General features: G+C 48.7%; 19 protein-coding genes. 9 read left to right on the top strand and 10 right to left on the bottom strand.

Features of this window, described 5'->3' with window-relative positions:
• Positions 1-14 precede the first annotated feature (14 nt).
• Together ACJJI4_RS10430 and ACJJI4_RS10435 are read left to right on the top strand one after the other, a co-directional pair.
• The gene (locus ACJJI4_RS10430; RefSeq protein WP_444928025.1) at positions 15-497 is read left to right on the top strand and encodes an anaerobic ribonucleoside-triphosphate reductase activating protein; all 483 of its coding nucleotides are present in this window, start codon (positions 15-17) and stop codon (positions 495-497) included.
• A 330-nt stretch (positions 498-827) separates the two neighbouring features.
• A complete protein-coding gene (locus ACJJI4_RS10435) occupies positions 828-1,103 on the top strand; it encodes a hypothetical protein (RefSeq protein ID WP_444928026.1) in 276 nt (91 codons plus the stop codon).
• Positions 1,104-1,133: 30 nt separating this feature from the next.
• Here ACJJI4_RS10435 and ACJJI4_RS10440 read toward each other — a convergent pair whose 3' ends face one another.
• A complete protein-coding gene (locus ACJJI4_RS10440; RefSeq protein ID WP_444928027.1) occupies positions 1,134-1,685 on the bottom strand; it encodes a hypothetical protein in 552 nt (183 codons plus the stop codon).
• Positions 1,686-2,502: 817 nt separating this feature from the next.
• Between ACJJI4_RS10440 and ACJJI4_RS10445 the strand changes: the two genes are divergently transcribed.
• Together ACJJI4_RS10445 and ACJJI4_RS10450 are read left to right on the top strand one after the other, a co-directional pair.
• On the top strand, positions 2,503-5,091 hold the full coding sequence (locus ACJJI4_RS10445) for a glycosyl hydrolase family 18 protein (RefSeq protein ID WP_444928028.1): 2,589 nt from the start codon (positions 2,503-2,505) through the stop codon (positions 5,089-5,091).
• A gap of 343 nt (positions 5,092-5,434) precedes the next feature.
• On the top strand, positions 5,435-6,397 hold the full coding sequence (locus ACJJI4_RS10450; protein ID WP_444928029.1) for an IS630 family transposase: 963 nt from the start codon (positions 5,435-5,437) through the stop codon (positions 6,395-6,397).
• Positions 6,398-6,466: 69 nt separating this feature from the next.
• On the opposite strand, the gene ACJJI4_RS10455 is transcribed toward ACJJI4_RS10450, so the two are convergent.
• A complete protein-coding gene (locus ACJJI4_RS10455) occupies positions 6,467-7,402 on the bottom strand; it encodes an SPFH domain-containing protein (RefSeq protein WP_444928030.1) in 936 nt (311 codons plus the stop codon).
• Positions 7,403-7,850: 448 nt separating this feature from the next.
• Here ACJJI4_RS10455 and ACJJI4_RS10460 point away from each other — a divergent pair, with 448 nt between their 5' ends.
• Complete coding sequence (locus ACJJI4_RS10460; RefSeq protein WP_444928031.1) at positions 7,851-9,137, top strand: hypothetical protein; 1,287 nt, start codon at positions 7,851-7,853, stop codon at positions 9,135-9,137.
• A gap of 545 nt (positions 9,138-9,682) precedes the next feature.
• Positions 9,683-10,957, top strand: a complete 1,275-nt coding sequence (locus ACJJI4_RS10465) for a hypothetical protein (protein WP_444928032.1) — start codon at positions 9,683-9,685, stop codon at positions 10,955-10,957.
• A gap of 288 nt (positions 10,958-11,245) precedes the next feature.
• Here ACJJI4_RS10465 and ACJJI4_RS10470 read toward each other — a convergent pair whose 3' ends face one another.
• The 4 genes from ACJJI4_RS10470 to ACJJI4_RS10485 form a co-directional block, all read right to left on the bottom strand.
• Positions 11,246-14,392 carry an efflux RND transporter permease subunit gene (locus ACJJI4_RS10470; RefSeq protein ID WP_444928033.1) on the bottom strand — a complete coding sequence of 1,049 codons (3,147 nt, stop codon included), beginning with the start codon at positions 14,390-14,392 and terminating at the stop codon, positions 11,246-11,248.
• A gap of 13 nt (positions 14,393-14,405) precedes the next feature.
• Positions 14,406-15,647: an efflux RND transporter periplasmic adaptor subunit gene (locus tag ACJJI4_RS10475; protein ID WP_444928034.1), complete on the bottom strand. Its 1,242-nt coding sequence runs from the start codon at positions 15,645-15,647 to the stop codon at positions 14,406-14,408.
• Between the two features lie 14 nt (positions 15,648-15,661).
• On the bottom strand, positions 15,662-17,026 hold the full coding sequence (locus ACJJI4_RS10480) for a TolC family protein (RefSeq protein ID WP_444928035.1): 1,365 nt from the start codon (positions 17,024-17,026) through the stop codon (positions 15,662-15,664).
• 84 nt (positions 17,027-17,110) lie between these two features.
• Positions 17,111-17,503 carry a hypothetical protein gene (locus ACJJI4_RS10485; protein ID WP_444928036.1) on the bottom strand — a complete coding sequence of 131 codons (393 nt, stop codon included), beginning with the start codon at positions 17,501-17,503 and terminating at the stop codon, positions 17,111-17,113.
• Between the two features lie 222 nt (positions 17,504-17,725).
• On the opposite strand from ACJJI4_RS10485, the gene ACJJI4_RS10490 reads away from it, so the two are divergent.
• The gene (locus ACJJI4_RS10490; protein WP_444928037.1) at positions 17,726-18,658 is read left to right on the top strand and encodes a DUF2092 domain-containing protein; all 933 of its coding nucleotides are present in this window, start codon (positions 17,726-17,728) and stop codon (positions 18,656-18,658) included.
• On the top strand, positions 18,655-19,143 hold the full coding sequence (locus ACJJI4_RS10495) for a hypothetical protein (protein ID WP_413662207.1): 489 nt from the start codon (positions 18,655-18,657) through the stop codon (positions 19,141-19,143). The genes ACJJI4_RS10490 and ACJJI4_RS10495 overlap by 4 nt, the downstream gene beginning before the upstream one ends.
• Positions 19,144-19,182: 39 nt before the next feature.
• Here the strand turns inward: ACJJI4_RS10495 and ACJJI4_RS10500 are convergent, their stop codons facing one another.
• The 3 genes from ACJJI4_RS10500 to ACJJI4_RS10510 are packed head-to-tail and all read right to left on the bottom strand — an operon-like array spanning position 19,183 to position 20,206.
• Complete coding sequence (locus ACJJI4_RS10500) at positions 19,183-19,386, bottom strand: zf-HC2 domain-containing protein (protein WP_282933051.1); 204 nt, start codon at positions 19,384-19,386, stop codon at positions 19,183-19,185.
• A gap of 2 nt (positions 19,387-19,388) precedes the next feature.
• Positions 19,389-20,006, bottom strand: coding sequence for an RNA polymerase factor sigma-70 (locus ACJJI4_RS10505; protein ID WP_444928038.1), 618 nt, complete (start codon positions 20,004-20,006; stop codon positions 19,389-19,391).
• Entirely contained in the window at positions 20,003-20,206 is a 204-nt protein-coding gene (locus ACJJI4_RS10510; protein WP_444928039.1) for a hypothetical protein, read from the bottom strand. The genes ACJJI4_RS10505 and ACJJI4_RS10510 overlap by 4 nt, the downstream gene beginning before the upstream one ends.
• Positions 20,207-20,409: 203 nt before the next feature.
• Between ACJJI4_RS10510 and ACJJI4_RS10515 the strand changes: the two genes are divergently transcribed.
• Positions 20,410-21,456 (top strand): methyltransferase domain-containing protein, encoded by a 1,047-nt coding sequence (locus tag ACJJI4_RS10515; RefSeq protein ID WP_444913969.1) that lies wholly within the window; start codon positions 20,410-20,412, stop codon positions 21,454-21,456.
• A 25-nt stretch (positions 21,457-21,481) separates the two neighbouring features.
• On the opposite strand, the gene ACJJI4_RS10520 is transcribed toward ACJJI4_RS10515, so the two are convergent.
• The gene (locus tag ACJJI4_RS10520; protein ID WP_444897503.1) at positions 21,482-22,474 is read right to left on the bottom strand and encodes a hydrolase; all 993 of its coding nucleotides are present in this window, start codon (positions 22,472-22,474) and stop codon (positions 21,482-21,484) included.
• Between the last annotated feature and the right edge of the window lie 9 nt (positions 22,475-22,483).

A 22,483-nucleotide genomic window follows, 5' to 3' on the forward strand; every position in this document is an offset into this window, starting at 1 on the left:
ACACTCGATACACCATGGATAAAAAACTGCGCGTAGGCGGCTTTACTCCCTTTACCGCCATCGACTTTCCCGGCGCCCTGTCGGCAGTAGTCTTCTGTCAGGGCTGCCCCTGGCGCTGCCGCTACTGTCACAACGGCGAACAAACTGAATCCAAATACGATTGGCAACAGCTCTTACAACACCTACAGACTCGCCGAGGACTGCTCGACGCAGTGGTGTTCTCCGGTGGCGAACCCACAGCCCAGAGCGCACTGGAAACGGCAATCAATGGTGTGCTAGCTCTGGGGTTTAAAGTGGGCCTGCACACCGCCGGAATGTATCCACGACGTATCGCCCATCTGCTGCCTTTACTCGACTGGGCCAGTCTGGATATTAAAGTGCTGCCAGAAAATTATGATGCCATTACACGAGTACCTAACAGTGGCGCTGCGCCCTGGCAGAGTGCGGCGATACTGACCACCCCGCTACAGGTGCGACTGACCCCCACCCCACGCTAACTAGCGAAGAGGAAGTTGGCAGGATTCGCGCAGCACTGCAGCAACTCAATATCGACGACCTTACCGTCCAACGCTGCAATGAGGATCTCTGTTTTGATAGGCGCATTGCCTAGCGGCCCAAGGAGCCTCCGAATAACTTGGCCATGCACAGGTCTACCACTTTTGCCCGTTTGCGATACAAATGAGAACGCCTACCATGATGTGGGTGTCACCCGCCGGAATTGTCGCCGCAAGGAGCGGAAAGCCCCTGACACTTTGTTGCACAGAGATCGGCGTGCCGCTACAGGGAAGCTTTAGGAAGCCTCTGAAACCACCTAAGGTATGACCGCCTTGCCCAAAACCGTAAAACCCAACACCAGCACAGCCATTCGCCAAATTATCCGGCAGGCCAGGGAAACCCTACCCTTCACCATGCCCGCCGCCCAGTTGTGTGCCGGCCCTTGCAGGGGCTGCCCGAAAAAACTACTGGAGCTATTGGATAGCGAAATCGTGGATTGGGAGAAGAAACTAGACGACGGCGAGACCCCCACCCTTGGCGACGTTAGTAAATTCAGTCGCCTGTGCCAAAAGATCCACCGGGCAATCCTGACTAATGGGCTTATTTAGGGCCTCCCTAAAGATCCTCCGAGCAGGGCTTTAGCCTGGGCGATGATCACTAATATGCTGACTGAACAACGTCAGTATATTAACCGCTCCTTCTCGATAAAGTGGTTTTGGCAGTATTTTGCGATGATTAGCGCTGGGATTCATCAATTCAACTAGCCAGCTTTCGATTTCCTCTGGCACTTGATCTGGTGCTGTTGTTGCCCAGTAGATATGAGACGTCCCATATTTTTTGAGTGCTCGCCTATAGTGAGTGACAGACTTAGGAGTTGGGTTCGCAAAGCGTTGTAAGGCGTAGTCTAGTGATTCCTGATCGCTATCGTAACCCGCACACCAGATAAAGATATTCTCTGTACACAACTCCTCCTTAAGGCTGGTTTGTAAGCCGGCTTTTTTTGTTGAGTCTGTTTTGCCGATATAAATAGTGTTCCAGCGGCCCTTTTCATCATAGTAACCCCACAAATATACCCCGGAACAATCGGGAACTTCTGCCAAGAAATCACGTACTTTCGCAGTGTATTTCTTCGCGATGGGGTCGCTGCCATTGGCAGGGGTATTCTCTACTGTGCTGACTCGCATAGTCATAAAGCCGCCCCAAATAGAGCTTTCCAGACGCAGACTCAAAAACCTGATGCATTGAATAAAATCCCTTTTTCTTATAAATAAGATAGCGTAATAGTGGCATTTAATTGGCGCACGCAATTAAGAAGAAGAAACATTACAGTATTTAATGTGGGGTATTTTATATCCGAATACCGCCATTTCCCCAGTGCTTGCTTCATAGGGGAAAACCAATCTTCCAATACGGTATTGTTCATCAGTCTTTGTTCCAGCCCATCAAGCCGCTCTGACATTCCACCACCTTTGGTGTTGAGCAAAAAGCGTACAAAATCTTCCTGTTCAGCCGTGAATATCAAGTACTTTTTATGATATTTGTAGGGATCTTTCGATTTATTGAGGGTGCATGAATTCGACTCTAGGGGCGACTCCTACGGCAACAAAAAATAGGCCCCCACAGAATTAAAATTCTTTTTAGATCTCGCTTATACACCTAGATACAAAGACTAGGGTCGGATTTTTTGAGATGCATAAAATACTCGCCGGACACCGTTATCCTTAGGACGTGGGTTTCTACATCACACTAAAAAGTGAACCACATGGTACGTTTCTACAGCTGAGACTCATAAATATACTCAAAAATTATTGAGCAGCCGGTAGAAATTTGTAGGGTATGGCGACAAATTTTGTGACGAGCATCCAAAAGTGACCCACACGGTATGTTTCTGCCGTTAGGGATCGGGTAAATACTCGAAAGTTGTTGAGAAATTAGTGGTATAGCTAATCGAGCCAGGCACGCTTTGCCAAAGAAGCTCACAACATTTCATTACTTAAGAGGAACCTCATGCAAACACCCAAACTCCAGGCTTGGAGGCAAACTCTGTTGTTATTTGCCTTGGCCAGCTCACCTGCGCTTGCAGCTCCAGGGGCCCCCACCATCGACAATATGGAAGCTAGTTTTGCCATTATTGAAGTTGATGAGACCGCCACCGCATACGAGCAGCTAGTGACCGTCAAAGATTACGCCGAAGTACCGGTGGCCTGGTCCAAGTTTTCCGGTGACGATGCCGACACTGCACAGTATCTGCTTAATGGACAAGTTGTACTCACGCAGTCGGTGAGTGGTAGCGGTAACCAGAGTGGAACCGCCACGTTGCAGATCAGTGAAGGGGGCCAATACGGGCTGCAAGTTACCCTGTGTAATGATTCCGGCTGCAGCACTTCAGAAACGACCGACATCGTCGTGGCCGATACCGACGGCAGTCACTTAGATCCAATCGTGCTCAATGTTGGAGAAAACCACCAACCCTACACCAACACCAGCGGATCCGTTGTGGGTACTTACTTTGTGGAGTGGGGCATCTATGGCCGCAACTTCCCTGTTGATAAGATCCCAGCTTATAACCTCACCCATATCCTGTATGGTTTCATTCCCATCTGCGGTGGCGACGGCATCAACGACAGTCTCAAGGACATTGATGGCAGCTACCAGGCTTTGCAACGCTCCTGCTCAGGGCGGGACGATTTCAAGGTCTCAATCCACGACCCATTCGCTGCACTGCAGAAGTCGCAGACAGGGCACAGTTGGTCCGATCCCTACAAAGGTAACTTTGGCCAGTTGATGGCACTGAAGCAGGCCTATCCAGATATCAAAATACTGCCGTCAGTTGGAGGATGGAGCCTATCTGACCCGTTCTACTTCTTTGATGATTCGACCCTTCGCACCCGCTTTGTCGATTCAGTGGGGGAGTTCCTGCGCACCTGGAAATTCTTTGATGGTGTGGATATCGATTGGGAATATCCTGGTGGTCAGGGAGCAAACTCCAGCCTGGGCGACCCCGCAACCGATGGCGAGACTTACCGCTTACTGATGCAAGAACTGCGCGCGATGCTGGACGTACTCGAGCAGGAAACTGGTCGCGAGTACGAACTCACGTCTGCGATTGGTGCTGGCGCTGACAAACTCGAGGATGTCGATTACTCGAGTGTCGAACAGTACATGGACTACCTGTTCCTGATGACCTATGACTTCTACGGAGCTTGGAGCAACCAGACACTTGGGCACCAGACGGCAATTTATGCTCCGAGCTGGGATCCCACCGATGATTACAATGCCCATTCCAGTATCCAAACGTTGATTGGCGCTGGTGTACCACCGTCAAAGCTGGTGCTGGGCGCTGCAATGTATGGCCGTGGCTGGACCGGGGTTAACGGTTGGACGGGGGGTGATCACCTGACCGGCACAGCAACCGGTGCGGTTGCAGGCACTTGGGAGAGCGGCGTTGTAGACTACCGCGAGATTGCCGAGAATATCGCTAGCGGTCAGTGGCAGGAGTACTACGACAGCACTGCCCAGGGCGCCTATATCTTCAAAGCCGATACTGGTGACCTGATCACCTACGATAGCCCCACTACTGTCATGCAGAAAGGTGCTTACGCGCGCAGTAATGGTCTTGCAGGTTTATTCTCTTGGGAAATTGATGCAGACAACGGCGACATACTCAATGCGATGCACGAGGGCTTAGGCCACGGTGACGGCATCGCCAATCGAGCGCCGTCTGCCGATGCGGGTCTTGACCAGTCTGCGGCTAGCGGTTCTTCAGTAACCCTGGATGGCAGTGCCTCCAGCGATCTCGATGGCGATGTGTTGAGCTACTCTTGGACTCAGATTGGCACCCCTCAGGTACAGTTAACGGGTGCCGATAGTGCAACTCCCGCGTTTACCGCTCCACAGGTGACTTCTGAGACGGTGCTGACATTTGAACTCACAGTCAGTGATGGTGAGCTCTCAGATACTGATACTGTCGAAGTGACCCTGCTCGCTGACGGAGATAATACGCCTCCCACGGTCTCCGTCCCCGCCAGTGTCTCTGTGAATGAAGGTTCGAGTATCAGTGTTTCCGCCACTGCCAGTGATTCCGATGGCGATGCGCTCACCTACAGCTGGAGTGCACCAGGCCTTACTGTAGCTAATGGAAATACTGCCAGCGCTACGTTCACAGCACCAGAAGTTGAAGCCGATACAACTTTTACCGCAACGGTTACCGTGAGCGATGGTTTCGCCACTGTTTCTGCCGACGTACAAGTGAATGTGACCAACATTGCAGAGGGCAGCTGCAGCCAGACGGACCCCAATGCAGGTAGCTACCCCGCCTGGAGCGAGGGTAACACTTACCTGAGCGGCGACCAGGTAAGCCATAACAACCTGGTTTGGCAGGCACGCTCCTGGACCCAGATGGAGCCGAGCATAGCTGCATCCGACTGGACGCTGATCAGTGATGTCGAAATACCATGGAATGCAGAAACCATCTATAACGGTGGAGATGAAGTAAATCACGATGGCACCCGCTATCGTGCCAAGTGGTGGACCCAGGGCGATGAGCCCGGTGTTTCTTCTGTTTGGGAAGATATTGGCGCTGCAACTTGCGATTGACCGTTCTCGCAGGGTGTTAACCCATTGTGCCGGGGGCGCTGAAGCGCCCCCGGTTCAGGAAAGTTTTGATTTTTCTGGCAGCTGGAATTGGCAAAAAGTTTTTTCTCAATTCCAGCTGCCCCCCCCTAGTCACACCTTAAGCACGCCTCGAAAACTCGTTAAAATTTTCGTCTGGAATAACGTCATCCCAGCCTGCATTTTAGCAAAGTCGCTTTACGCTCGTGTCAGCCGTAAGGCCGAATTATCACGATATTTTTTGCTGTATCCTCTAGTCGACGCCGGCTTTCACACCTACTTACTAGCGGGGCAGAAATGATCAGTACACTCTGGTAATATAAATTACATGAAATACGATGCCAGAAAACTTAGTACTGAGGAGCAGCACCTCATACGTAAAATTGCTGCTCAGCGAGTATTTGGTGGAGAATCTGCGGCGGAGGTTAGTCGTAGCTTAGGGCTGGGGAGCAGAACTATTTTCCCATGGTTAAGGACTGCTCGGGAGAAAGGTATCGAAGCGCTATCTCCAAAAATTAGACCTGGACGCGGTAGAAAACTGTCAGCTATTGAAGAAGAGGAAGTCAAGCGATGGATTATTGGTGGCGATCCAAGGCAATATGGCTTTGACTTCGGATTGTGGACACGTCAGATCGTATCGAATTTGATTTTTGAGAGATTCAAGATTGAACTTAGCGTTTCTAGTGTCGGCACACTTCTACATCGACTGGGCCTGACGCCACAAGAGCCTCTACGAAGAGCTTACGAGAGAGATGAGAAGGTGGTGAATAAATGGGTAAAGGAAGTCTACCCAAAGATTAAATCTTATGCGAAAAAAACTGGGGGAGAAAAAGGAAAAACTCCAGTGGTAAAAACGAGTGGTCAAAGACAGTCAATCAATGCGATCTCAGCTTTATCGAACAGAGGTGGCTTCTGGTATCATATTTATAGCGGAAAGTTCACGGCAGAAAAGTGCGTAAAATGTTTCAAAAGTTTCCAGAGAGGTCAGAAAAGACCAGTGATTCTCATTGTTGATGGGCACCCAGTACACAAATCGAAAAAGGTATTGGAGTATGTCGATTCACAGGATGGCAAGCTTGAAATGGTGTTCTTACCGCCATATGCACCAGACCTAAATCCAGATGAGTTGGTCTGGAATCATATGAGAAATATAGGGACCTCAAAGAAGCCGCTGAAAAAAGGTGAGACACTACTGAGCCGTGCAAATGCAGATTTGCAGAGCATCAAAAAAAATAGAAAACTTGTGAAATCATTTTTTCAAGAGTCGACTGTATTCTTTGCTGCTGCCTAGGTAGTAAATCGCCATTCACTTTGAAGCTACCAAAGGATAGCCCATAGGCCTATCCCTCGGACGATCTTACTAGACAGGCTCAGACTCCCTCAAGGATCGTTGTTTTGCTACCGCAGCCGACTTATCAGGTAACGGCAAAGCGACAGGTACTTGCTGCGCCTGGCTGGTAGCCATTACCACAGTACTACCGTGACGTGCAGCAGTTACCAGTGCATCATTATCTGCAATGGCAGTCATAAAGCGCAACGCTTCGTCTGCGCTGGTACCAGCGCTGGTAAGAACCTTAATAGCCTCGGCTGCACTTTGTGCATATACCCGTCGTGCCTCCCCCATTTTCTCCATACGAATCTTTACGGACTCGCCATCAGCTTTAGCCTTACCCACTTCGCGCTCCCGGATCGCCTCAGCCTCGTAGGTAGCGGCCTGCTTCTCCCGCTGCATTTCCATAACTTTGTTAGCCTGAACCTCTACCGACTTGGGTAGCCGCGGCTCATCTGATAATACATCGACAATCTCTACACCAAAGTCGTGGAAAAATTGGCGAAGGCGCTCCTTAGCCTTGTCAGCTATATGTTCTTTTTTGTTATAAACGTCTTCTAGCTCAATGCCGTTGGCAACAGGAATAGCTGCATCTGTTGCAAACGACTTCAGCTGTGCCTGGTAATTCTCTAGATCATAGAGAGCTTTGTATGCAAGCTGCACATCCGACGACACCTGATGCTGAACCTTTAGAATCAAACCGAATGTGACATGATTACTGGTCTTTAGACTCAACTCAACAGAGGTTTCGTGTAGAGCCGTTGAGGCTTTTTTGTCTACCCAAGAAAGGTAGGGAATAATCAAGTTGAAACCAGGGGTGGCAGTTTTCCAGTACTTACCAAGAAATAGCACGAAGTGGTACTGCTTTGGCTCCACTATCACGATGGATTTAGCTAGCAAAAAAAGTACTACAGCTCCAAGTATCGCAGGCCAAAAAGGTAAAAGTGCAAAAAGTTGTTCCGGCATATTTTAAAAGCCCAGTCAGAATAAATTATATAAGATGTGCAAATTATCTTACTCAGCAAAGGGCAACCAATGGATAAGCAAATATATCCCCCTACTAAGAGCACTCACCCACAGCTTACATCAACTACAACATGCTGGCCACAAAGCTACTGTCCAAAACCCAACTGTAAGTCTACTACCCCCCCAGTAGGGTAAAAGCAAATGTAAAGAACTTCACTAAACCCGCTACAGACCAATAAACAAGAATTTTCCTGGAAAAACCCTTAAATAAAATCCGCACCAATAAAACCATTGTTAGTACAACTTACCATCACTTAACTACTCTTCTGCAACAAAGTATCCAAAATCAAATCTACAGCCATTTATCTTTAAGCAATTGTTTTTTGCGATTCAAGCCTATTCAAGTTACTTTACATGATATGGATGGGCTTTAAAAAGGAGGTACTTTGTGCCGGCTACAGAGCTCTCCAGAGTATTAGGTGCAGAGGAGGCTATGTTCACCGAGTTGGCAAGGCGAACTTGCGGGGGGACATTAGTAATCTCCTTTATCAAAGTACTCACTCCTCTTAGCGTTGAAAAATTGATAAGTGGTTTCGCATCGGCACATAAAATCTACCCACTTTTACAGGCAAGAGTTGAGTCCGGCAACAAGCTTCGATGGCGCTGCGACGTACCATTCGAGTCAATTCCAATTGAGATTCGAATATTGAAGGAGCCTCTTGATTTCGAGGCTGAATTCAATCGTCGGGGTAAGACGGGCCTTGATGTTGAAAAATGCACATATACACTTTCTTTCTATATTAATTCCCATGACGAAGTTGAATGGATCTCACTAGTCAGCAGCCACGCAGCTTTGGATGGCCGATCAGTGATGACTTTATTCTGTATTTTGGACATATTCTTTAAAGATGAAGGAACATTCAGGTTGGGCGGACAACCACTTTATGAAGCTGTCGAAAGCTACTTTAGCTCCTCTAAATACTTTGCCCATGAAAAACCATCTTCTCAAAAAGATGAACTTTTTAATTGGCCCGTAGAGGAACCTGCTTTTGTATCAGAACGTGAAGGTCATGCTATATATCGGCAATTTCCGATTGCAGAAATTTCACAACTGGTAAAAATAGGGAAAAGTCACAAGGTAAGGCCAAGCGCCCTGTTTTGCGCCATTGCGATTCAAGCATCCAAAATATTACCCAACCATAAAGATTGGATAAAAATTTTACTACCCATGGATGTTCGTGAACTCTGCGGCACTGAAATTGGATTAAGTGCAGTAGGTGCTTTTTCATCAGCAACCACTCTTGAAATCATGCCCAATATAGACATAGAAGATACTTGGCAACTAGCGCGCCACTTACAGATTGAGCTTGATAAACAGGCGGAAGAAGGAGAACCATTCAAGTTCATGTTTCCCAAGAAATATAAACTCGAGGATATTATTGAATGGGCTCAGGATTATGAGGAAAAGAAATCTGTCTTTTCTGAAGGAATGTGTATATCTAATGTAGGCAGCATGAAAGCGCTTGGCACGGCAATGAAGTACTTTGAAATCATCACGGCAATTCCATTTCAAACACATGGGGCTCACCCTATCTCACTACTAACCTATTCAACGGTACGTAATTCAGTATTTATATTTTCGTACTGTGATCCACTCACAAAACGAGATAGCGTTTTGAATTTTGCAGAAAAATTCATTAACACTATCAAGAGGCTTTTAGAACCTGAGAACTAACCCTTGACTTAAAAAACGAACAAAAGCAAAAGTAAAGCAAAGGCGCCCATTACTCCCTAATCAGCCAAGGCCACCCCCCAAACAATTTCACCTTATGTACGATTCTCCAATAAAGAATCAATTGGTCACTACAAGTGACCACCAAAAATCAATGCAAGGAAATATTGGCAACGCCAACCAAGTACAGTCAGTCATATCATATACATCTCACAGATTTCACCAAACATCAACCTTAAGCCAATAAACCATATAAAATTCAGTACTTGATTTTTAATGTAACCTGCCAAAAGGAGGCGACGTTACTAGCTTTATTGAAAGGCATACATGTATTCCAAAGGAGCTATTGCCCCATACCCCCACTCAAGTAATGCACCTCAAACCAGTCAACATTAGATCAAGCCACGACAAATCTTAGCCAACACTTATGTATTCCGAACATGTATATATAGATAAGCAAGCAATATTTAGGTATCAATATTTTTGCATCTTAACTTCTATTTTATTAAGTTTGACATTAAGTCAATCTGTTCTTGGAAAGAGCACCTATGTCCAGCCGAGAGTTCTCCAGGGTGCTGGGGCCTGAAGAAGCATTATTTACCGAGCTAGCCAGGAGAACTTGCGGGGGAACCTTGCTGGTTTCCTTTTATAAAGTTCTAATTCCACTGAGTGTTGAGCAACTTAAAACTGCCTTTTCTTTAATCCATAAAATTTACCCCCTTCTACAGGCTCGTGTTGAGTCAGGTGAGCAACTGCGCTGGTATTGCGACGTACCCTTTGATGATATCCCTTTAGAGATAAGAGGGCTTTCAAAACCCATTAATATTGAATACGAATATACTCGCAGAGGTAAAACAGGACTCAACGTTGAAGCATGTACATATACTCTTTCCTTCTATCTAAATTCACTAGGCAAAGTCGACTACATATCTATGGTCAGCAATCATGCTGCATTGGACGGCCGGTCTGCCGGGATCATATTCTACATTTTAGATTTGTATTTTTTGGATCAAGGAAGATTCAGGTTAGATAGACAGCCGTTATACGACCCTGTTGAGACCTACTTTGATTCAAGCAAGCATTTCTCCAACCAGCAAACATCTGGAATTAAAGAAAATTTATTTAAATGGCCAGTAGAAGAAGCCGCTTTTGTTACTGAACGGGAGGGCCATATTTTATATCGCAAATTTCCTATGGAGGAACTCTCTCACGTTGCAGCTATTGGCAGAAAACACAAAGTAAGACCTAGTGCGCTTTTTTGTGCTATTGCCATCCAGGCATCAAACATACTGCCAAATCACAGAGAATGGATCAAAATCTTATTACCCATGGATGTCCGCGACCTATGCGGCACCGGAATCGAGTTAAGCGTTATTGGTACCTTTTCTGCAGTTACCACTCTTGAGGTTACACCAGATATCGATATCGAGAACACCTGGGAGCTGGCAAAGCACTTACAGATTGAACTTGATCGGCAGGCAGTGTCCGGCGAATATTGTAAGTTTAACTTTCACAAGAACTATGATTTAGGGAATATTATTGAGTGGGTTGAAAAATACGAAACCAACAATCCCTACTTTCTTGAAGGATTATGCGTATCCAACTTGGGTAACCTGGAATCCCTGGGTGTGCACATGAATTTTTTTGAACCTATCATAGGTACCTCACTCCAAACTCACGGCGCCCATCCAATATCATTGAGCACTTATTCAACAGAAAAAAGTTCCGTTTTTGTCTTTTCATACTGTGACCCACTGACAAAAAGAAATAACGCTTTAAATTTTGCTGAAAAATATATCAACACTCTAAAGAATTTGATATGAATCAGCTGCACATAAACTAGGCGTCTCAAGCTATCGAGTCACTTTCGGCATGTACCACTCACAAAAACACAGCGCCATAAAAGCAATGCATTTAAACCATACGCAGTCTGTATATTAAACACTAAGATTATCTTACAGACTCATAGGGGAGTTTATTAGGAAGCCGAACGACCTGCACTCATACCTTTTGTTTAGAGCGTCACTAGGAGTCAATAAATTAACTGAATCTTGCCTCATTGGTTCTACACCTACTTCACCTCTTTTGTGAGGTGAAGTAGGCAGAAACATCTACTTAATAGAGTTTTTAGCCATCTCGTCTCCTCCCCTGCCATGCACAATCCGATAAAGTAACGGAAGTACAAACAGAGTTAGAAGTGTGGAAGAAATAATCCCCCCAATCACAACCGTGGCCAGGGGCCTTTGTACCTCTGCGCCGGTACCCACATTCAATGCCATAGGCACGAACCCCAAGCTGGCGACCAGAGCAGTCATCAGTACAGGACGAAGACGAATCATTGCTCCGTCAATAATCGAAACCAAAAGCTCACCGCCCTGTTGCCGCAGCTGACGAATAAATGACAGCATTACCAGGCCGTTTAAAACCGCAACACCAGAAAGGGCAATAAACCCAACCCCTGCAGAAATCGATAGAGGCATATCGCGCAGCCATAGAGCTAGCACCCCGCCAGTTAGCGCTAAGGGAACTCCTGTAAAAATGATCAAGGCATCTTTGAATGAGCCGAAAGCCATTACTAGAAGACCGAGGATTACCAAAAGCGTCAGCGGGACAACGATAGAAAGACGCGTACTTGCAGATTCCAGTTGTTCAAATGTACCTCCATATACCAACCAGTAACCTGCAGGCAAAGACACCTGTTGTTGGATTCGGGCTTTTGCCTCCTCCACAAAAGATCCTAAATCGCGATCGCGTACATTCGCGGTTACCACTACACGGCGCTTGCCATTTTCACGACTGACTTGATTGGGAGCCGGTGTCATTTCAAGATTGGCTACTTCAGACAAAGGCACATAGCTACCTAGCGGGCTACCAGCGGGTAAAGGTACAGGTAAGTCACCAAGATTTTCATAGTCCCGGCGCAGCCCTTCCGGCAGCCTTACTACCAATTGGAAGCGGCGGTCACCCTCATAAATCAGCCCTGCAGATTCCCCTCCAATTGCGGTTGATACCAAGTCCTGTAGGGTTTTCAGGTCGATACCATAACGGGCGAGCGCTATACGCTTGGGGACTACAGAGAGAACTGGCAGACCTTCAACCTGCTCTACTCGAGCATCGGCTACACCCTCAATCCCATTTAACACACCCAGGATTTGATTAGACGAAGCGACAAGCTGGTCCAGGTCATCACCAAATACTTTGATGCCCAGATCTGCACGCACACCAGAAATCAACTCGTTGAAACGCATCTGGATTGGCTGGGTAAATTCGTAGTTATTACCTGGAAGCTCTCGAACGGCTGCTTCGATTTCTGCCACCAATTGCTCCTGAGGCAGTTTTGGATCGGGCCATTGATTTCTGGCTTTTAGGATCACAAAGTTATCAGCCACATTCGGAGGCATTGGATCTGTAGCTACCTCTGGAGTACCAATTTTTGCAAATACCTTGTCTACCTGGGGGAACTCCTTAATGCGCTGCTCTAGTAGACGCTGCATTTCCACCGACTGCTCGAGGCCAGTCCCCGGAATACGTAAAGCGTGTAGTGCAATATCGCCCTCATTAAGCTGAGGGATAAACTCAGAACCGAGAGTAGTAGCTAGCCAACTACAAAACAGTACTAAAGCAAGAGCCCCTGATAGTACCAGCCAACGCACTTTCATTGCGGCAATTAAAAGCGGCTTGTACAGTGACTTAGTAGCAACAATCACCTTATTTTCTTTTTCACTGACTTTCCCGGTGAGAAAAACAGCAACCGCTGCAGGTACTACGGTGAGAGAAAGAACCAATGCAGCCAATAACGCCATAACCACAGTAGCGGCCATAGGGTGAAACATCTTTCCTTCGACACCAGTCAGTGTGAACAAAGGAATATACACCACCGTGATAATCAACACTCCAAAAAGGCTCGGGCGAATCACTTCATTGGTGGCCTGGAATACCAGCTCCAGTCGCTCTTGCAGAGGTAACTTACCGCCCTTGCGCTGTTGGGCTTCGGCGAGCCTGCGAATCGCATTTTCTACGATAATTACAGCCCCATCGACAATCAGACCGAAATCGAGCGCACCGAGACTCATCAGGTTGGCAGAAACACCGGTTTGCACCATACCAAATATAGTGGCAAGCATGGACAGCGGGATCACAGCGGCCGTAATAAAGGCAGCCCGAATATTTCCAAGCAGCAAGAACAGCACGACGACTACCAGCAACGCACCTTCAATAAGGTTTTTCTGTACTGTAGCGATAGCTTTGTCCACGAGCGTCGTGCGATCGTAAACCGCTTCCACCTTTACACCTTCAGGTACAGTGGATTTTACTTGCTCCAAAGCTTCCGCCACATTGCGCGCCACCTCGCGGGAGTTTTCCCCCACCAGCATCATAGCGGTGCCCAATACGGTTTCTTCACCATCTCGCGTAGCAGCACCGGTACGCAGCTCTTTACCAATAGCCACTTCAGCAACATCAGAAATTTTAACCGGCACCCCGGATCGGCTGGTAATTACTACGCCTTCAATTTCTCCGATATTCTGTAGTTGTCCCGGTGAACGCACTAACAGTTGGCGTCCATTATTTTCCAGATAGCCAGCACCTCGACTTTCGTTGTTGCGACGCAAAGCCTCGGCAATATCCTCCATAGATACGCCGAAGTTAAGCATCTGGCGGGGGTCCGGTGTTACGTGATACTGCTTGTTATAGCCACCGATAGTATTTAGTTCCGTAACCCCCGGAACGAGAGACAATTGCGGTTTAATAATCCAATCCTGAATCTCCCGCAGTGCAGTGGCGTCGTAGGGCTGGCCATTGGGCTGGGTTGCTCCGGGCAAAGCCTCCACGGTATACATAAAGATCTCACCAAGCCCGGTGGCAATGGGCCCCATTTCCGGCTCCAACCCCGGGGGCAGATTGCTCTCGATGGTACCCAGACGACTGTTTATTAAGTTTCGCGCAAAATAGAGATCTGTCCCCTCTTTGAAAACCACGGTCACTTGGGATAGCCCGTAGCGCGAAATCGAACGGGTGTACTCCAAGTTGGGAAGTCCGGCAAGTGCCGCCTCTACCGGATAGGTGATTCTCTGTTCAGCTTCTAAAGGCGAGTAACCAGGTGCTTCAGTATTAATCTGCACCTGAACATTGGTGATATCGGGGACCGCATCAATAGGGAGTTTCTGGTAACTCCAAACCCCGAGCCCCACCAGAATAAAAATTAGGGACAATACGAAATAACGCCGCTCAATGGAGAAGCGCAGGATGCTTTCAATCATCTTCTGGCCTCAATTAATGGTGGTGAGCAGCGCCGGATTTCTCTATATCCGCCTTGATTAAGTAACTGTTTTCAGTGACATAGCGGTCTCCAGGGTTGAGTCCACTTAATACCTCTGTAACCCTGCCATCGGTCCGCCCAAGTTCCAGTGGGCGAATCTCATAAGCATCCCCTACTTTTACAAACACAACTGTCCAATTCCGGAAGGGTTGTAGCGCTTGATTTTCCACCACTAAAGGCGCAGGACTCTCATGGGTAACCACATCAGCTTGAACCATCAGGTCTGTTGTCCAAATGTCCTCTGGATTCTCAATCATCGCGCGGGCTATTGCGAAAGGCGTGCCATTGCCCCCCGGTGCCAAGCTGACAATTGTCGAATCAAATGAGAGCCCATCGGCGGTAATAGAAACTTTTTGCCCGCGAGCAATTTGTCCCCGGCGAGTGGGGAATACTTGAAGCTCTGCCCATATTTGCTTGTAGTTCGCAATCGTAAACAGCACCCGATCACCGCTAAACTCCCCTCGACTGGCCTGCTTATCAATAATCTGACCGCTGATAGGCGCTATCAAGGAGTAGGTTTGCAAGCTGTCATTGGACTCAATTGTTGCCAGCTTTTCCCCCTTTTGTATGGAATCACCCAATGCTTTCTCAATCGTGACAACCGTGCCAGGATAACGAGCACGAACATGACTGAGACTATGATGATCAATAGTAGTTTTACCGTAAAGGGTAATGCGCTCTTGAATAACTCCTGGTGCGGCAACCGCAGTTTTAATGCCAGCTTTTACTGCCATATCCTCGGCTATCTTTACGCGGCCCTCATAGGATTCAAACTTCCATTCAGCACTACCCCCCTTGTAGGTCAGGGAGAGTTCAATATCGAATGAATGGGGCTCAGGCAAATCTCTATGGCTGCGCCAGTAATCAATATTGTCATCACGGGAAAGAGCTATTCGTTCTGACTCACCCCCAAGTCGAACTAGAGTCAGGCTCAAGTCCGCATTATTCAGTGCTTCTCCATTTTTCTGAATCCACGCGCGAAATTCAGCCTTACCACTCCGCTCTACCAGAGCCAGCTCAACCACAAGATCCCCCTGCTCTAAGAGGCGGCCCCCATGTGGCCCTTTACTTTCTTCTTGATGATGCTCTCCACCGTGGGAGCCACTGGCATAACTAAAATTTGCCACCCACCCTTGAGGTACCAAAAGGATTAGGAACAGCATCGCTAGCTTTAAAGTCCTATTTAATCTGCTCATTTTTAAACTCAACTTCATCTACTGCTCTCGACAGCCACGACACCTAATGGCCGGGCAGTTAATCTCTCAATTTCCGCTCCGTACACATGAACAGAGCGTGCCGCCACAATTCTCGAGCGCTCAGCATCGAGCAATTCCTCTCGGGCAGAGATCAACTCAACATAGGAATAGCGCCCCCGGCGATAGGCCCGGTCAACCTCAGAAAGCGCCTTGCGCAATGTGGGAATAACGGTATTTTGCATTTCGTCAACAATGGCCAGCGCTTGTTCACGGCTCGTTACCGCCAAGAAAAGCTGGGGATAGAGCTTTAGCAATGCCGCCTCTCTATCCAACTGAACCTGTTCCAGCTCAGCCATTGCAGAAATCTCTTTACCCCGATTACGTCGCCCGGTAAAAAGCGGCACGTTAAAGCCAACAACGACAGCATTCTCATCATCTTCTTTGTCGTTCCGATAGCCTGCATACCAACCAATATCAGGTGTCGACTTCGCTTGTGTCAGATGCAGGTGAGATGCGCGCAAGCGCTCTTCAGAGGCAAAACGGGCAATAGAAGGGTTTTCCTGAGCCCGCTCGTACAGAACATCAAAGCTGGCATTTGGCTCAAATCGGAAGAGCACGCTGGAGTCAACTGCAAAGTCCTGGGTAGGTTGCCCCCACAGCGCGGATAGTGCGTACTTGTAGTAGCTCAGCATTCGCTCCTGTGCCTCGGCGGCCAAAATGGCATTCGCCAGTGCAGACTCAGCCCGCATGCGTTCAGCTATGGGGGACGCAGCAGCATTGACCCTTGTAGTTACAGCGTCCAACGCTTCTTGCGCCAGCGAGACCTTCTCTTTTTCTAGAATCAGTAATTCTGCGGCAGCGAGTACTTGCGCATAGCCACGAACCACCTCGGCCAAGACATCCAGTGCTGTCGCTTGCTCATCGGCAATTAAGAGGTCCCGCTGAGCATTGACAACATCGATTCGAGCCTGGCGTTTGCCCCCCAACTCAATAACCGATGACAAAGAAGCAGTCAGCTCAAGTTCCTTGTCATCATCATCATCGTCGTCACTTGGCGGACCGGGCCGGCCGGGGGAGCCTGAGCTTGAGCTTGATGAACCATCATCTCCGTATACCGCATACTCAGCTTCGAAACCAAAATCCCATGCAGGACGTAGGCCGGCTGTGAACTCAGCACCATCCAATGCCCATTGCTGGAGTGGAAAAACTGCAATCTGGGGATTTTGTGCCAGAGTTTTCTGTATTGCCTCTGGCAGCGTCAATACTTCTCCCTTCTGCGCAGAGGTAGCTTGCGCAGATATAAGTAGAGCGGTCGTCAACAAAAATCTAAAGGATGCACGACCAATCACGCTCAGCGAGAGCGTGGAAAAAAAATCCATGGAATTCTCCCAAGTCACAACTCGATCATCGTGTGCGAGCAAAAGCTACATACTTCTATAGCGGCACACGCAGTATTTAACTAATCAGACTTGGGTTATAGGTGGGCGTAAAAGTGGAGAAAAATAACCTGAGGGCGCAGCTGCACTGATTGTGTCACTGTAACTGATAGTGCCCCGAAGAAGAGGTTGATAAGACTGCCCCAAAAGCCCGGTTGCATTAATTCCGTGACAATGGCAACAGTGATTACAGAAATCCAACGTCGGCGTAGATTGCTCTTCACCGGAGGAAGGCAGCGAGAAAGTGACGGAACCCCCATCAGGCTCGTCAGTAGGAGCTACTCCCGGGAGTTGATCAATATTATTTGAAGAGAAGTGGATGGTGATATCTTCTAGCTCATCATGACTGTCATAGAAGGCGCCAGCTGTCTGGAAAATCAGCAGCGCAATCAGTAAAAATGACAGACGAACCACATTCATAGGAGCAGGCTAGTATCAATAATGGACCGACTCTAGCAAACATAACCCAGAGCCTCAATTAAATACGGCAAAAGTTTTGTAAAACAACAGCTTATTGACCAGCAATTCTGGATAGCCAGTCTCGTTTCAATACTCGTTTTTACACAACAGCAGGCGCGAAGGTTCTCCTCTACACTGATTCAGATGCCACAACTATGGCTATGTATTGGGAGGTACCGGTAAATGCTTGCTTTTCAACCCTTTGGTGGCTTGGCTAGGGCGCTGATTCTTGCAGCGACGGTGGCATTAGCCCCTGCGATTGTCGCTCAAAACCCGACTCCACCCCCGCAACCCGATAGCACTGGCTCCCAAGGCCAAACCCCGCCACCAGGGCACCCCACTCAATCGAACGATGACAGCAATCCCCCCCAGCCACCAGGGCAAATGCAGCAAGGCAAACCTCCTCAAGGCCAAATGGGGGCCATGGAATCAAACGAGCCCCTAGACCCCAAGGCGATGGCAACCTTGAAACGAATGGGTGACTACCTCGCCAGCCTCAAAATGATGATGTTTAACGCCGATATATTCACTGAGGTCGTTCTGGAAAATCAGGAAAAGCTCCTGATTGGCGGTACCGTCAAATATATGGCAATGCCACCGAAGCAACTGCGTGTAGACCTGAAAACAGATTCTATTACCCGACAGTTTATTCACAATGGCGATAAGTTTACCGTGATTGCTCCCCGCGATGGTTATTTCGCAGAAATGGAAGCACCCCAGCCTACAGCGGAAGTTTTGACCAAAGCCGCCAAGGATTACGGCATTGAGATTCCTTTTGCCGACCTCCTCGAATGGGGAAGGAAGGAAAATGTTTGGTCCGGTATCAAAGAAGGCTTTCTGGTAAACCGGCCTATGGTTGACGGCCAAAAAACCGAGCACTGGGCATTTCGCTCTGAAAACCTGGACTGGGAAATCTGGATCAAGGCTGGTGACAAGCCTCTGCCCCTGCGTATTTCAACAGTTAACACCCGCGACCCCGCCAAGCCGCGCTTTATTGCCACCTTGAAATGGATGGAAGCCAAACCTGGTGCCGCCGGGCAATTTACCCCTTCCATCGACAAGCTCAAGCAGATCCAGTTTAAGAAGGCGGAACCCAATAAGGAGGCCACACCATGATGCATCGCAACGGTCAAAAGACGGGTTTCCTTGCACAACTGGTTGTGCCTGCCCTGGTCACGGGGGCACTACTGACTGCATTGGCCAGTCCCTCAGCCGAAGCCTTTGGTCGGTTTGGTGGTGGTGGGGCTCATTTCAATATTGGGGGACATTTTAATGGGATGCGTCCGATGGGTGGAGGCTTCCACGGTGGCTATGCCCCGGGGGAGTTTGCAAGGCGCTTTCCCAATCACCCCCCATTTCACCCCCATCATCCACCCTACCCACCGCCCCCTTGGCGCCCCCACTACTGGCCCTACCCGGGACCAGCATTTTGGGGTACGGCAGCAGCCGTAGGTGTCGGCGGGTGGTTATATACGTTGCCTCGCAGCTGTGTTGCAGTAACTGTTGGTAACGTTACCTATGAGCACTGCGGGTCCTACTGGTATGAACCGCACTTTGTCGGTGGCCATATCGCCTACCGCCCGGTTCGCCCTCCCCGCTAGGAACGCCAATATTGGATAAGTGGCCCCAAGTGCGAAATGCTATTTTTCGTTGTCAGCTTTCTCGGGGCCACCCTGAGCATAGGATTTGGTGATATGCCTGAGGGTCTTCATCTGCTTGCCGAAATTGCGGCAAGGTGTGCAAACCGCCAGATGTAACTTCAGGCTCGCCTTCTCGGAAATGAGCAGGTCCCTCTCCTGAGACTCAGACATCAGCCTCGTGGCTTCCCGGCAGGTCTTCATCATTGTCACTTCTCCACACCAAACCAGTTATCTTCCAGACACTCGCGCAAGCGAAGGCGCGCCCTGTGCAATGTGACATTTAAGTTGCTAACGGTAATCTCCATGGCAGCACAGATCTCATGGCTTTCCAGCTCAATAAATTCCCTCATCATAAAGACCTGCGCTTGGCGCGAGGGAAGATGGCTGAGACAGGCCTCGAAGATCCGCCAGAAATGCTTATCGTGAATTGCCGACTCAGGATCAGCCCAGCGTTTGGGCTTTTCATCCTTCTGCCAGTGCCCCGTCTGATCAAACAGCTCATCGTGATCATATTCTTCCCTATCCCCACGAACCAATTGATCCGCATCTACGAAGCGCTGTCTCTGTCGCAACATGTCGGCAATCTTGTTCTTGAGAATGGCGAAGACCCAGGTCTTCAAAGCCGAGCGACCGGAAAAGCTGCGCGAGTTCTTTAGGGCACCCATCAATGCTTCCTGAACGGCATCCTCAGCCAGCTGTGTATCCTGCAACTGCAAACTGGCAAAACGCAGCATCTGCTGGCGCAAATCCACCAGGAACTGCGAATTCTGTAAAGAATCCTCGGCGGACTCTGTCGAAGCACTGGGAGCTAGGTGATCGCTCAATTACGTTCCCTCATAATATCGAAGCGGAGAGAGTCGATATTAACGAAAATAATGCGATTCTCTACAAACCAATTCCCACTGGCGCCAAAAGGCAATTTTGCTGATTCTGAAATATCTAGTGCATCATGCTGGTATTTTTGTGCCAATTGAGACTTTTCTGCTTCATCCTGCCCCTCGAGCCAGAATGAGTGAAATATCATGCCAGTATAGAGCTCTGCATCAGTTTCGAAAGCGGAAACCTTTGGCCAGAAGAACCTCTAACTCCTCAACTCTTCCGTGATTCCTCTGGTTTTTAGTCGAGGGAACCGCAGACTTGTTACACTTCCACAGCAAAATTACAAAGAGCGCCAATACCGGCGCAACTGCGCCTTTTTGGTTAACCCCCGCAATAGGTAAAGAGCCAATGCACGATTTAGTACAGGACTACTACGGACGCCAACTAAAGAACTCTTCAGACCTGAAGACCAATGCCTGTTGTGATCCCAGCGATATGCCAGAGTGGCTAAAACCATTGCTGTCCAATATTCATCCCGATGTCCTATCCCGCTATTACGGCTGTGGACTTGTCTGCCCTCCACTTTTGGAAGGCTGCCGGGTACTGGATCTTGGCTGTGGCTCAGGCCGGGATATTTACTTGCTCTCCCAGTTGGTAGGTCCAAAAGGTGAAGTAGTTGGTGTCGATATGACGGAAGAGCAGTTGGCTGTGGCCAGGCAGCACCAAGCCCATCACGCCGACAAGTTTGGCTATGACAATGTCCGCTTCCTGCACGGCTACATCGAAAAGCTGGAGGAACTGGAATTAGAGCCTGAAAGCTTTGATGTGATCATTTCCAATTGTGTGGTTAACCTCTCCACAGACAAAGATGCTGTTCTCAAAGGCTTGTTCCGGCTGCTGAAACAAGGGGGAGAATTTTACTTCTCCGATGTCTATGCCGACCGCCGCATTCCCCCCGCAATTAGCTCTGACCCCGAACTATTCGGCGAGTGTCTTGGGGGCGCACTCTACTGGAATGACTTTCTGGAAATTGCTCAGGGCAGCGGCTTCCGCGATCCACGCCTGGTGGAGAGTCGGCCATTACTTATCACCAACCCAACCCTGGCCCAGCGCTGTGGATCAATTCGATTTTTTTCCGCCACTTATCGATTGTTCAAATTAGCGCAACTGGAAAAAGACTGTGAGGATTACGGCCAAGCAGTGATTTACAAAGGCACACTACCGGGCTCTGCCGATCAATTCGTTCTCGATGGACACCACATTATTGAGACCGGACGAGTATTCCCTGTGTGCGGTAATACTTGGAGAATGCTCGCAGAGACCCGTCTCGCACCCCACTTCGAGTTTATTGGCGATTTTTCACGGCACTTTGGCCTGTTTCCCGGCTGCGGCAAGGAAATGCCATTTGCCAGCGACACTCCCGAAGCGGATCAATCGAGTACCCAGTGCTGTTAACCCTGAGCCTGGAAATGGGAGCCCCCTAACGGGCTCCCTTTGGAAACCCAACGACTGCCCCCAAAAAGTAGGGTATTTTTTTCTCCAGCCAATAACTGGGGCTCCATACCGTCCCATCTATAAACCCTACATGCCCCCCTCGATCACTCACCGCCAAATCGACAGCAGAACTAACTTCGCTGGTTACAGGTATCGCTGATGGACAAATAAAAGGATCATCAACGGCGTTGATAATCAAAGTCGGCGTGCGAATATCTTTGAGTAAAGGCTTACTGGATGCCTGGGTGTAATACTCATCCACATCACGAAAACCATGTAACGGCGCAGTGAAAGCATTGTCGAAATGCCTGAAATCGACAAAGTCCTCACTGCAATTGAGATCGGGTAAGGCCGCAGCCAACTGTGGGTCTTTCGCCTTATGAAGCAGGCTCAAACGAAGCCCGCTAATCAGGTGGCGCTCATAAAGGTGGGATATACCAGTGTTGATGTAGCGACTACAGGCATGGAGGTCCATTGGCGCCGAAACAGCAATCCCAGCGGCTACCTGCCCGCGGCCACCATCTTCACCTAACATTTTCAGAACAACATTTCCGCCCAATGAGAAGCCAACCACGGCAATCGTCATTAATGGAAACTGTTTCTTAAGTTCACTAACCAGCCAGCGAGGATCTTCAGTGTCACCACTGTGATAGGCCCTCGGCAACTTGTTAGGCACACCACCACAACCTCGAAAATGCATTACAGCGACCTGATAATGGTATGCCAGAAGGGTTTCCATCAGCCCCTGCACATAGGGCGACTCTACCGAACCTCCCAAACCGTGAAGTATCAATACCAGAGGATAATCGGGATCATTGCGTAGCGGCCTGGGAAAATGCAAAGAAAGGCGATCGCCATCAGGCGTTTCGTACCAGCGGCAATCTGTCTCAATCCAGGGGGTGGCGCGGTGAAAACGACTGAATACGGTCTGAATATGTCGATTGCCAAGGCCTGGGGCTGGAGAAAAAGAATTAACCATAGATTTCTA

This window comes from Microbulbifer maximicatervae (SeqCode), from assembly GCF_052467305.1.

What these genes read in the sequence shown, in the direction of transcription:
- ACJJI4_RS10430 (WP_444928025.1), top strand. Translation starts at nt 15, where the DNA reads ATGGATAAAAAACTGCGCGTAGGCGGCTTTACTCCCTTTACCGCCATC.
- ACJJI4_RS10440 (WP_444928027.1), bottom strand. Translation starts at nt 1,685, where the DNA reads ATGACTATGCGAGTCAGCACAGTAGAGAATACCCCTGCCAATGGCAGC.
- ACJJI4_RS10445 (WP_444928028.1), top strand. Translation starts at nt 2,503, where the DNA reads ATGCAAACACCCAAACTCCAGGCTTGGAGGCAAACTCTGTTGTTATTT.
- ACJJI4_RS10450 (WP_444928029.1), top strand. Translation starts at nt 5,435, where the DNA reads ATGAAATACGATGCCAGAAAACTTAGTACTGAGGAGCAGCACCTCATA.
- ACJJI4_RS10455 (WP_444928030.1), bottom strand. Translation starts at nt 7,402, where the DNA reads ATGCCGGAACAACTTTTTGCACTTTTACCTTTTTGGCCTGCGATACTT.
- ACJJI4_RS10465 (WP_444928032.1), top strand. Translation starts at nt 9,683, where the DNA reads ATGTCCAGCCGAGAGTTCTCCAGGGTGCTGGGGCCTGAAGAAGCATTA.
- ACJJI4_RS10470 (WP_444928033.1), bottom strand. Translation starts at nt 14,392, where the DNA reads ATGATTGAAAGCATCCTGCGCTTCTCCATTGAGCGGCGTTATTTCGTA.
- ACJJI4_RS10475 (WP_444928034.1), bottom strand. Translation starts at nt 15,647, where the DNA reads ATGAGCAGATTAAATAGGACTTTAAAGCTAGCGATGCTGTTCCTAATC.
- ACJJI4_RS10480 (WP_444928035.1), bottom strand. Translation starts at nt 17,026, where the DNA reads ATGGATTTTTTTTCCACGCTCTCGCTGAGCGTGATTGGTCGTGCATCC.
- ACJJI4_RS10485 (WP_444928036.1), bottom strand. Translation starts at nt 17,503, where the DNA reads ATGAATGTGGTTCGTCTGTCATTTTTACTGATTGCGCTGCTGATTTTC.
- ACJJI4_RS10490 (WP_444928037.1), top strand. Translation starts at nt 17,726, where the DNA reads ATGCTTGCTTTTCAACCCTTTGGTGGCTTGGCTAGGGCGCTGATTCTT.
- ACJJI4_RS10495 (WP_413662207.1), top strand. Translation starts at nt 18,655, where the DNA reads ATGATGCATCGCAACGGTCAAAAGACGGGTTTCCTTGCACAACTGGTT.
- ACJJI4_RS10500 (WP_282933051.1), bottom strand. Translation starts at nt 19,386, where the DNA reads ATGATGAAGACCTGCCGGGAAGCCACGAGGCTGATGTCTGAGTCTCAG.
- ACJJI4_RS10510 (WP_444928039.1), bottom strand. Translation starts at nt 20,206, where the DNA reads ATGATATTTCACTCATTCTGGCTCGAGGGGCAGGATGAAGCAGAAAAG.
- ACJJI4_RS10515 (WP_444913969.1), top strand. Translation starts at nt 20,410, where the DNA reads ATGCACGATTTAGTACAGGACTACTACGGACGCCAACTAAAGAACTCT.
- ACJJI4_RS10520 (WP_444897503.1), bottom strand. Translation starts at nt 22,474, where the DNA reads ATGGTTAATTCTTTTTCTCCAGCCCCAGGCCTTGGCAATCGACATATT.